The organism is Pseudomonas rossensis, from assembly GCF_039888995.1.
In the GTDB taxonomy this organism is placed as follows: Bacteria; Pseudomonadota; Gammaproteobacteria; order Pseudomonadales; family Pseudomonadaceae; genus Aquipseudomonas; species Aquipseudomonas rossensis.
The window spans coordinates 1-10,180 of sequence record NZ_JBBWCB010000168.1 but is presented as its reverse complement, the minus strand read 5'-3'; the positions used below and the strand labels follow the sequence as shown (position 1 = coordinate 10,180).

Genomic DNA, 10,180 nt, shown 5'->3' with positions numbered 1-10,180 from the left:
GCGTTGTCCTGGATTTCGATTTCCTTTGTGGTGGCGCTGGGGATTGGCCAATACCTGGGGTCGATCATCCAGGTGGCGCTGGGCTGGCCAGCGATTTTCTACCTGTTGGGTGCTGTGAGTCTGATGATGGGGCTGGTCGTGGCTCGGGTTACGTTCCCGGTGCTGGCCGAGGAGAATGCCCCGTCATCCGCCTGGCCGAGTTACTGGCGCATTTTGCGTCATCGAGCCTTTCTGTTGCCGGCCCTCACCGGCGGCCTTGGGTACGGGGTGATTGTGGCGTTCAACACCGCAGCGCCGCTGATTCTGCAAGGACCGTTCAACTGGTCGGCCGTGGAATACGGGTTGTTGGGCTGGCCGATCAGCACGGCCTATTTTCTGGGGGCTTTGGCGGTGAATGGCTTTGTACTTCGCACCGGTCAACGCGGGTTGATGACGGCGGGCGTAGGGCTGGTGCTGGCTGGCAGCGCGGTGATGTTGCTGGGGAGTTTGGCGGGTACTTCAGTGGCGCTGCTGTTCTGGTTGCCCTATTGCGTTGCGGTGTTGGGCCAGTCTTTGACTTATCCGATCAGCCTGTCCCTGGCCAATGACGGTTCGCCGGTCGGCGGTGCGTATGCGATGGCGTTGAGCGGCTTCATTCATCAACTGATGGCCGCGGTTATCGGCGGGATCGCCAGTTTGATCGCGAGCCCGCAAGCATGGCCGTTGTCGCTGTTGTGTACCTTGCTGGCGTTGGGCGCGATGCTTTGCGTAATGCTCGCGCCCGGCCGTAAAACCTCCTAAAAGGCGCTGCGAAAAATTTCCTCGATCTGGCGCTGATCCGCCACGCGAGGATTGGTCAGGCCACACGCATCTTTCAAGGCATTGCTGGCGAGGATCGGGATGTCGTTGAGCTTGGCGCCGAGCTCACGCAAACCGGCGGGAATCTCCACGTCTTTGGACAGGCTGCGGATCGCCACGATGGCCGCCTGGGCACCCGCTTCCGGGGTGAGACCGTGAACATCGACGCCCATCGCAAGGGCGACATCGGTAAGGCGATCGGCGCAAACCAGCGCGTTAAAGCTTTGTACGTGGGGCAGCAGTACCGCGTTGCACACACCATGAGGCAAGTCGTAGAACCCGCCCAACTGGTGAGCCATGGCGTGGACATAACCCAGGGATGCGTTATTGAACGCCATGCCGGCGAGGAACTGTGCGTAGGCCATGTTTTCCCGCGCGGCCATGTCACTGCCGTCGCGGACGGCCAGGCGCAGGTTGTTGCTGATCAACGTGATCGCCTTCAGTGCGCAGGCATCGGTGATCGGATTGGCCGCCGTGGAAACGTAGGCTTCGATGGCGTGGGTCAGTGCGTCCATGCCAGTGGCAGCCGTCAGACCCTTGGGCATGGCGACCATCAACGCCGGGTCGTTGACCGACAGCAGCGGCGTGACGTTGCGATCGACAATGGCCATTTTTACGTGACGGGAGTCGTCGGTGATGATGCAGAAACGCGTCATCTCGCTGGCGGTACCGGCGGTGGTGTTGATGGCGATCAACGGCAGTTGCGGCTGGGTGGATTGATCGACGCCTTCGTAATCGCGAATCTGCCCACCGTTGGTCGCGCATAACGCGATGCCTTTGGCGCAGTCATGGGGCGAACCGCCGCCCAGGGACACCACGAAGTCACAGCGGGTTTCTTTCAGCAGACCCAGGCCGCTCTCGACGTTGGCGATGCTCGGGTTAGGCTTGGCGCCGTCGAAAATCACCGAATCGATGTCCTGCATCGCCAGTTTCTCGGCAATCATCTTCGCTACGCCCGCCTTGGCCAGCCCGGCGTCGGTAACGATCAGCGCCTTGCGAAAACCATACTTGCGAATGGCGTTCATGGCTTCGTCGAGGCAACCGATGCCCATGATGTTCACGGAGGGGATGAAAAACGTGCTGCTCATGAGCGAGTCTCCTGGCTGAGGCCGAACCGGCAGCGCCGATCCAGCGGGTACCCACAGGATCGACCGATCGGTCACGCAGTAACTTGATCTGGCTCAAGTCTTGGTCGTGATAAAGTCGCCGCCCATCAGACCTTTTGCTTTGAGACTTTGACCGCAATGACCGATTTCCAGGATGTTGATGCCCAACTTGAAGACTGGAACGCCTTGCGCGCCACCGCCTCGTTCAGTGGCCTGCTGGTGGGCAACGGCGCCAGTCGCGCCGTGTGGGACGACTTCGGCTACGACTCGCTGTTCGAAAACGCCCGTACCGTAGAAGAAAAACCCCTGAGCCAGTCCGAGCTGAGCGTGTTTGACGCCCTGCAGACGCGCAGCTTCGAGCAGGTGCTCAGCGCACTGAAAACCACCAGCCGGGTCAACAAGGCCCTCGCCGTGAGCTCCGCCGCACCACGCAATCGTTACTACGCGATCAAGGAAGCGCTGATCAACACCGTGCACGCGGTGCACATCCCGTGGCGGCTGGTGGTGCCTTCGACGCTGGCGACGATCAATCAGGAACTGGGCCGCTACCGGACCGTGTTCACCACCAACTACGACCTGCTCAATTCCTGGGCGATCCAGCACCAGCCTGATGCGATCAGCGACCTGTTTCAGGGGGCAGAGCCGAGCTTCGATCTGAGCGCCACGGCGACCGATAAAACCCGCCTGCTTTACCTGCATGGCGGGTTGCATCTGGTGCGGAATCAGGACGGCACGGCGCGCAAACTGATGTCGACCGAGGGCACGTTGCTCGGCAGTTTCGCGATCAACAACACGATCAAGACCCTCGACGACGTGCCGCTGTTCGTCAATGAAGGTTCGGCGCAGGACAAACTCAAAACCATTCGCAGCTCAGACTATCTGTCGTTCTGCTACGACCAGCTACTCGGTCATGGCGACGGGTTGTGCCTGTTCGGTCATGCCCTGGGTGAGCAGGACAGCCACATCATTCACGCCTTGCGCCAGGCGAAACCGCAAGTGGTGGCGATCTCGATTTATCCGCGCAGCAAGGCGTTCATTCAGCACCAGAAGCGGCATTACGCGAAGGTGTTTGACGGGACCGGGAGTGAGTTGCGGTTTTTTGATTCGAAGACGCATGCGTTGGGCGGCCCGAAGCTGACCGTGCCGGTCGAGCTTTAAATCAAGATCAAAACTGGCGGCTCATTCCTCGGCGCTATGCACCACCACCAACAACTGCGCCTGAACCTCGCCCACTGACCGTATCCGGTGAGGTTTCTGCGCATTGAAATGCAACGCATCCCCACGATCGAGCAGCACCCGCTCGTTCATGAAGTCCACTTCCACCTGCCCCTCATGCACGAACAGAAACTCCTCGCCCAAATGTTCCTTAAAGGTCTTGTCGGCAAACTCGGTCGGCGGGTAAATCATGAACGGCAGCAGACTGCGCTCGCTGACCTGATGAGCCAGCACCGCGTAACCCGGGCTTTCATCGTTGGCCGCCAGAGACTGGCGTTCGTCGCTGCGCACCAGGCTGTAACTGTCGAGGCTGACGTTGTCTTCGGAGAACAACTCCTCGACCTTCACGTTCAGTGCCTTGGCCAGTTTCAGCGCGGCAGCAATCGACGGGGTGTTGAGCCCGCGTTCGACTTTCGACAGATAGCTCTTGGTCATGCCGGACTTTTCGGCCAAGGCCTCCAGCGTCACGCCGAGTTTTTTTCTCAGTAATTTCAAACGGATAGACATGTAGAGCGATTAATCCATCAAAGGGGCAACGATTTTTCCTTGTTTATGACACAAAGTGTCATATAGCATCACTTGTGTCATTTGCATTCACCCACGACCTTGCGAGCAACGAGTGAACGGCAAATCCGACGTCCATTGAACCACCCAAAGGACACCGATATGGCCAAGACCTTAGCACTACCCAAAGAGCAACTGGTCAAGCAAGCGCTGACCCAGATGCAAAATACCCTGGCGGATAATACGTGGACCGAGCGGCAAAAGCTGGCCCTGACCTGCCGAATTCTGTTCGAGAACGGCCACGACTCTGGCCTGGCCGGGCAGATTACCGCCCGCGGCCCGCAACCGGGCACCTACTACACTCAACAACTGGGCCTGGGTTTCGACGAAATCACCGCCAGCAATCTGCTGCTGGTCAACGAAGACCTGGACGTGCTTGAAGGCCACGGCATGCCCAACCCGGCCAACCGTTTCCACAGCTGGGTGTACCGCGCGCGGCCGGACGTGAACTGCATCATTCACACTCACCCGACCCACGTTGCCGCGCTATCGATGCTCGAAGTGCCGCTGCAGATTTCCCACATGGACCTCTGCCCGCTCTACGACGATTGCGCGTTTCTCGAAGGCTGGCCGGGCGTGCCGGTGGGCAACGAGGAAGGTGAACTGATTGCCGCAGCCCTGGGTGACAAACGGGCGATTCTGCTTTCGCACCACGGTCAATTGTCCACAGGCGCGACCATCGAAGAAGCCTGTGTCATTGCGCAACTGATTGAACGAGCGGCCAAGCTGCAATTGCTGGCCATGAGCGCCGGGACCATCAAGCCGATCCTGCCAGAGCTGGGCCGCGAAGCCCATGACTGGATCGCCAGGCCGAAACGTCACGCCGCCGCTTTCAACTACTACGCTCGGCAGAACCTGCGTCAACACGCCGATTGCCTGAACTGAAACCACTCATTTTCAAGAGGAGAGTCGCCATGTCGACCCCAAACATTCACGGCATCATCGGCTACACCATCACCCCGTTCACCGCCAACGGTGAGGGCGTTGATCTCGAAGCGCTCGGGCGTTCGATCGATCGCCTGATCGACGGCGGCGTCCACGCCATCGCACCGCTGGGCAGCACCGGCGAAGGCGCTTACCTGAGCGACGCGGAATGGGATCAGGTCAGCGAATTCAGCATCAAACACGTGGCCAAACGCGTGCCGACCATCGTCAGCGTGTCTGACCTGACCACCGCCAAAGCGGTGCGCCGCGCACGTTTCGCCGAAGCCCACGGCGCCGATGTGGTGATGGTGCTGCCGACGTCCTACTGGAAACTCAGCGAAGCGGAAATCCTCGCCCACTACCGCGCCATCGGCGAGAACATCGGCGTACCGATCATGCTCTACAACAACCCGGCGACTAGCGGCACCGACATGTCGGTGGACCTGATCCTGCGGATTTTCAATGCCGTGGACAACGTGACGATGGTCAAGGAAAGCACCGGCGACATCCAGCGCATGCACCAGCTGCAACGGCAGGGCGAAGGTCGGGTGCCGTTCTACAACGGCTGTAATCCATTGGCGCTGGAAGCCTTTGCAGCCGGCGCGAAAGGCTGGTGCACCGCGGCACCGAACCTGATCCCGCAGCCCAATCTTTATTTGTATGAAGCGGTATTGGCCAACGACCTGGGCAAGGCACGCGAACTGTTCTACCGCCAGTTGCCGCTGTTGGATTTCATTCTGAAAGGTGGTTTGCCAGCGACGATCAAGGCCGGTTTGCGCGCCACCGGGCTGGAAGCGGGCGATCCACGGTTGCCGGTGTTTCCACTCGGCGAGGCGGGTTGCAGTCAGTTGCAAGCGTTGTTGAACGCATTGCGCTGATCTACCGGCACACACAAAACCAATGTGGGAGCGAGCTTGCTCGCGATGAGGCCATAACAGTCAACATCGATGTTGCCTGTCAGTCCGCCATCGCGAGCAAGCTCGCTCCCACAGGGGATTTGCATTCATGCTTCAAACGGTGTGTTTAGAGCACCGGCAAGGTCTTGTCCTTGATCACCGTGGTCGGCCCGTTGGCCTTTACGCTGGCGATGCCTTTCTCCAGCGCGGCAGCGGAAGCGTACGCCTCGCTGCTACCGATGATCTCGTGGTTACCAGCCTTGAGGTTGAAGTAAGGATGGCCATCCTTGGTGGTTTTCTTCTCGTAGCGTTCATCCTTCGGGCTGCTGCTCTGAACCGACACGATGCCTTTGTCAGCGGCAGCGCGGGTGGTGTACAGCTCGCTGGTCAGAATGGTTTCCGCGTTAGCGGCCTTCAGTACAAACTTGAACTGACCATTGCTGCTTTTGCTCACTTCATACCATCCAGACATGCTCTTTCTCCTTGGCAATTGAGAGGTTTCGCGCTTCAGAGTAAAGACCAACCTGCCCTACTTCACCACCGCACGCACCACCGATAACTCCGGCGCCTGCACCCGTCGCCGACTCAGATAGCGCGTACAACTGACCCGCAAAAACGAGGCAAAATTCACCACCTCGCCGCGGTAGTCCATCACCTCTTCATACAGCTTGGCGATCAACTGGTTGGTGGTCATGCCGTCGACCTCGGCGATTTCGCTGAGGATGTCCCAGAACTGATTCTCCAGCCGCAGGGTGGTGACCACCCCGCAGATGCGCAGCGAGCGGGAGCGCGATTCATAGAGAATCGGATCGGCTTTGACATAGAGCTCGCACATGGAAAGGTCCCTCGTTACAGCGTGATTTTGGTGCCCAGCAACCCGAGGAAACCGGCGAGCCAGCTCGGGTGCGCCGGCCAGGCCGGAGCAGTGGCCAGATTGCCCTGAACGTGACCTTCCGTCACCGGGATATCGATGAACGTACCGCCCGCCAAGCGCACTTCCGGAGCACAGGCCGGGTAGGCGCTGCACTCGCGACCTTCGAGAATCCCCGCTGCCGCCAGCAATTGTGCGCCGTGACACACGGCGGCAATCGGTTTGCCGGCCTTGTCGAACGCGCGCACCAGTTCCAGGACTTTTTCGTTCAGGCGCAGGTACTCCGGCGCACGACCGCCTGGTACCAGGAGGGCGTCGTAGTCCTCGGACGTGACCTTGGCGAAGTCGAAGTTCAGGGCAAACAGGTGACCGGGTTTTTCGCTGTAGGTCTGATCGCCTTCGAAGTCATGGATCGCCGTGCGCACGGTCTGACCGGCGGTTTTGTCCGGGCAAACGGCGTGCACCGTGTGACCGACCATCAGCAGCGCCTGAAACGGCACCATCACTTCGTAGTCTTCGACGTAATCGCCGACCAGCATCAGAATTTTTTTAGCCGCCATGGGGAGGACTCCTCTGGGAAATACGTGGGCCTGCAGGAGTATTCAAGGTAGTCCTTAATCAGCATGGCAGGTAATACCCGACTACTACGCAGCTCCTACGTTGCGAGCATTACTCGCAACTGTACGGATAACTCTGCGCCTAGCTGTAACAGCGCGCCCCCCGCGGTTTATGGCTAGATGAAGGTCTTCCCGCCACCCTCGATTCTGGTTGCCATCATGTCCTCGCGCGAAAACACCGGCATGGCCCTCGGCCTGCTCGGCGTTATGATCTTCAGCCTCACCCTGCCCTTCACACGGATCGTCGTGCAGGAACTCCATCCTCTGCTCAACGGCCTGGGCCGTGCGCTGTTCGCGGCGGTTCCGGCGGCGATGTTGTTGCTGTGGCGCCGGGAGAAGTGGCCAACGTGGAAACAAGTCAAAGGCCTGACCCTGGTGATTGTCGGGGTGATCCTAGGCTTCCCGGTGTTGTCGGCCTGGGCCATGCAAACCTTGCCGGCGTCTCACGGTGCGCTGGTCAACGGCTTACAGCCGTTGTGCGTGGCGCTGTACGCCGCGTGGTTGTCCCACGAACGACCGTCGAAAGCCTTCTGGGCCTGCGCTGCGCTGGGCAGTGCGCTGGTGCTGGGTTATGCGCTGATCAGCGGGGCTGGCAGCATTCAGGCTGGTGATTTACTGATGCTCGGGGCGATTGCCGTGGGCGGTTTGGGATACGCCGAGGGCGGCCGATTGGCCAAGGAGATGGGCGGTTGGCAGGTGATCTGCTGGGCGCTGGTGCTGTCGACGCCGTTGCTGATCGGGCCGGTGGTGTACCTGGCGCTGCAACATCAAGGCGAGATTTCGGCCAAGACCTGGTGGGCCTTCGGTTACGTCTCGCTGTTCTCGCAGTTCATCGGTTTCTTTGCCTGGTACGCCGGGCTGGCGATGGGGGGGATTGCCCGGGTCAGTCAGATCCAACTGTTGCAGATCTTCTTCACCATCGCTTTTTCGGCGCTGTTCTTCGGCGAACACATCGAGCCGATCACCTGGCTGTTTGCCGCCGGGGTGATCGTGACCGTGATGTTGGGACGCAAGACCACAGTGAAGCCAGCTCCCACAGGGGTCAGAGGTAGCCGTCAGCCCGCAGCAGGGTTTCGAGGCAATGCTCGCTGATGCGGTAGAAATCCTTCAGTTCCTGAATCTTCACCAACAGCTGGGCCGGATCAACCGGCTCGGTACGTTTGACCGCCAGGATCATCTTGTTCTTGTTGGTGTGGTCCAGTGAAATGAACTCGAACACCTTGGTCTCGTAACCGCAGGCTTCCAGGAACAACGCACGCAAACTGTCGGTGACCATTTCCGCCTGCTGCCCCAAATGCAGACCGTATTGCAGCATCGGTTTGAGCAGCGCCGGGCTCTGGATTTGCAGGCGGATCTGCTTGTGGCAGCACGGCGAGCACATGATGATCGAGGCGCCGGAACGAATGCCGGTGTGAATCGCATAGTCGGTGGCGATGTCGCAGGCATGCAGCGCGATCATCACATCCAGCTCGCTCGGCGCCACACTGCGCACATCACCGCACTTGAACACCAGCCCCGGATGCTCGAGTTTTGCGGCTGCGGCGTTACACAGGTTGACCATTTCTTCGCGCAGCTCGACACCCGTCACCACGCCTTCTGCCTTCAAGGTGTTGCGCAGATAGTCGTGGATCGCGAACGTCAGGTAACCCTTTCCCGAACCGAAGTCCGCCACCTGTACCGGCTTGTCCAGCGCCAAGGGCGAGGTGGTCAGTGCATGGCTGAAGACCTCGATGAATTTGTTGATCTGCTTCCACTTGCGCGACATCGCCGGGATCAGCTCATGTTGCTTGTTGGTCACGCCGAGGTCGGCGAGGAACGGTCGGCTCAGGTCGAGGAAGCGGTTTTTCTCGCGGTTGTGCTCGGCGGACGGCACCTCGCGCAATTGCTGAGGTTTGCTCTTGAACAGCGAAGACTTGCCCTTTTTGCTGTATTCGAGCTGGGCTTCATCAGTCAGCGACAGTAAATGCGCATTTTTGAACGACGCCGGCAGCAGCGCAGCGATAGTCGCTACGCCCTCGGCAATCGGCAGATTCTTGGTGATGTCGCGGGTCTTGTAACGGTAGACGAAGGACAGGCAGGGCTGATCCTTGACCGTCAGTTGCTTGATGATCAGCCGCTGCAAGTCCACTTCAGTGCCGACGTACTTGGCCAGCACCAGTTTGATGAAGGCGTTCTGATCAAGGCTGGATTGCAGCAGATCGATGAACTGGGCGTGATGATCCGGCACGAGGCTGGCGGGAGTGGCGGTGACAGACATGGGAAAAGCGGCCTCGGGCGGTGCGGATCGGGGAATGGCGGGTATTTTAGGGGGGATGGGGATTGAGGGCACGGGTAATTTCCCGAACGGTGCGATCTGTAGCAGCTGGCGCAGCCTGCGTTCGGCTGCGCAGCAGTCGTAAAATCAGCACACGCGGTGCATCAGGAAGACCGTGAATACCGGATTTACGACTGCTGCGTCCGAACGCGGCCCGAACCGAACGCAGGCTTCGCCAGCTGCTACAAGGAATGTGTCGCTGCCTAGACTCAGCCCAACACCACCAACCGATTCGGCAACTCATTCCTCACATGCGTCACCGGCACATGCACCTTGAGCAACTCGCCACACGCCTCGACGCAGGTGACAAACCCCTGCAACGTCTGCCCCTGCTTCACCTGCTGAGTGAACGCCGCCACAATCGCGTCCCAGTTTTTGTTATCCAGGCGCTTCGAAATCCCCTCATCGACCAGAATTTCCACATAGCGCTCGGCTTCGCAGACGAAAATCAGCATCCCGGTGCTGCCCACCGTGTGGTGCAGGTTTTGCTCCAGAAACTGCCGGCGCGCCAGGTTCGAGGCGCGCCAGTGACGCACCGAGCGCGGGATCAGGTGCGTGGTTATTTTCGGAATCCGGAACACCAGGCACAGCACGATGAACGTGATCCATTGCACCAGCAGCAAGCTGTGCATGGTCAGCCAGCCCGACAGGTAATGCACGATACCCGGTACCACTAGCGCCACCAGGCTGGCCCAGAGCAGCGGGATGTACGCGTAGTCGTCGGCGCGGGCCGCGAGCACGGTCACCAGTTCGGCGTCCGTATCGCGCTCGACCCGGGCAATCGCCTCGGCAACTTTGCGTTGTTCGTGTTCAGTCAGTAATGCCATGTTTAAGAA

At 59.7% G+C, this 10,180-nt stretch carries 12 protein-coding genes; 5 read left to right on the top strand and 7 right to left on the bottom strand.

What is annotated here, in order from left to right; all coding sequences use genetic code 11:
* Positions 1-780: MFS transporter (locus tag WLY71_RS27140; protein WP_347806006.1), on the top strand; the 780-nt coding region annotated here is incomplete at its 5' end.
* Here the strand turns inward: WLY71_RS27140 and yiaY are convergent.
* Positions 777-1,925: an L-threonine dehydrogenase gene (gene yiaY / locus WLY71_RS27135; protein WP_347806005.1), complete on the bottom strand. Its 1,149-nt coding sequence runs from the start codon at positions 1,923-1,925 to the stop codon at positions 777-779. The genes WLY71_RS27140 and yiaY overlap by 4 nt on opposite strands.
* A 156-nt stretch (positions 1,926-2,081) precedes the next feature.
* On the opposite strand from yiaY, the gene WLY71_RS27130 reads away from it, so the two are divergent.
* Positions 2,082-3,101, top strand: coding sequence for a DUF4917 family protein (locus tag WLY71_RS27130; RefSeq protein ID WP_347806004.1), 1,020 nt, complete (start codon positions 2,082-2,084; stop codon positions 3,099-3,101).
* Between the two features lie 21 nt (positions 3,102-3,122).
* Here the strand turns inward: WLY71_RS27130 and WLY71_RS27125 are convergent, their stop codons facing one another.
* On the bottom strand, positions 3,123-3,665 hold the full coding sequence (locus WLY71_RS27125) for a helix-turn-helix domain-containing protein (protein WP_347806003.1): 543 nt from the start codon (positions 3,663-3,665) through the stop codon (positions 3,123-3,125).
* Positions 3,666-3,824: 159 nt separating this feature from the next.
* On the opposite strand from WLY71_RS27125, the gene WLY71_RS27120 reads away from it, so the two are divergent.
* The gene (locus WLY71_RS27120) at positions 3,825-4,607 is read left to right on the top strand and encodes an aldolase (RefSeq protein WP_347806002.1); all 783 of its coding nucleotides are present in this window, start codon (positions 3,825-3,827) and stop codon (positions 4,605-4,607) included.
* A 29-nt stretch (positions 4,608-4,636) separates the two neighbouring features.
* Positions 4,637-5,524 (top strand): dihydrodipicolinate synthase family protein, encoded by an 888-nt coding sequence (locus tag WLY71_RS27115; protein ID WP_347806001.1) that lies wholly within the window; start codon positions 4,637-4,639, stop codon positions 5,522-5,524.
* 145 nt (positions 5,525-5,669) lie between these two features.
* Here WLY71_RS27115 and WLY71_RS27110 read toward each other — a convergent pair whose 3' ends face one another.
* The 3 genes from WLY71_RS27110 to WLY71_RS27100 are packed head-to-tail and all read right to left on the bottom strand — an operon-like array spanning position 5,670 to position 6,973.
* Positions 5,670-6,014 carry a YegP family protein gene (locus tag WLY71_RS27110; protein WP_347806000.1) on the bottom strand — a complete coding sequence of 115 codons (345 nt, stop codon included), beginning with the start codon at positions 6,012-6,014 and terminating at the stop codon, positions 5,670-5,672.
* A gap of 57 nt (positions 6,015-6,071) precedes the next feature.
* Positions 6,072-6,377, bottom strand: coding sequence for a ribbon-helix-helix domain-containing protein (locus tag WLY71_RS27105; RefSeq protein WP_347805999.1), 306 nt, complete (start codon positions 6,375-6,377; stop codon positions 6,072-6,074).
* Positions 6,378-6,391: 14 nt separating this feature from the next.
* Positions 6,392-6,973, bottom strand: coding sequence for a DJ-1/PfpI family protein (locus WLY71_RS27100; RefSeq protein ID WP_347805998.1), 582 nt, complete (start codon positions 6,971-6,973; stop codon positions 6,392-6,394).
* A 216-nt stretch (positions 6,974-7,189) separates the two neighbouring features.
* Between WLY71_RS27100 and WLY71_RS27095 the strand changes: the two genes are divergently transcribed.
* Entirely contained in the window at positions 7,190-8,122 is a 933-nt protein-coding gene (locus tag WLY71_RS27095; protein WP_347805997.1) for a DMT family transporter, read from the top strand.
* Here the strand turns inward: WLY71_RS27095 and WLY71_RS27090 are convergent.
* Together WLY71_RS27090 and WLY71_RS27085 are read right to left on the bottom strand one after the other, a co-directional pair.
* Complete coding sequence (locus tag WLY71_RS27090) at positions 8,073-9,287, bottom strand: class I SAM-dependent methyltransferase (RefSeq protein ID WP_347805996.1); 1,215 nt, start codon at positions 9,285-9,287, stop codon at positions 8,073-8,075. The genes WLY71_RS27095 and WLY71_RS27090 overlap by 50 nt on opposite strands.
* Positions 9,288-9,553: 266 nt before the next feature.
* Positions 9,554-10,171 carry a TPM domain-containing protein gene (locus WLY71_RS27085; RefSeq protein ID WP_347806007.1) on the bottom strand — a complete coding sequence of 206 codons (618 nt, stop codon included), beginning with the start codon at positions 10,169-10,171 and terminating at the stop codon, positions 9,554-9,556.
* Between the last annotated feature and the right edge of the window lie 9 nt (positions 10,172-10,180).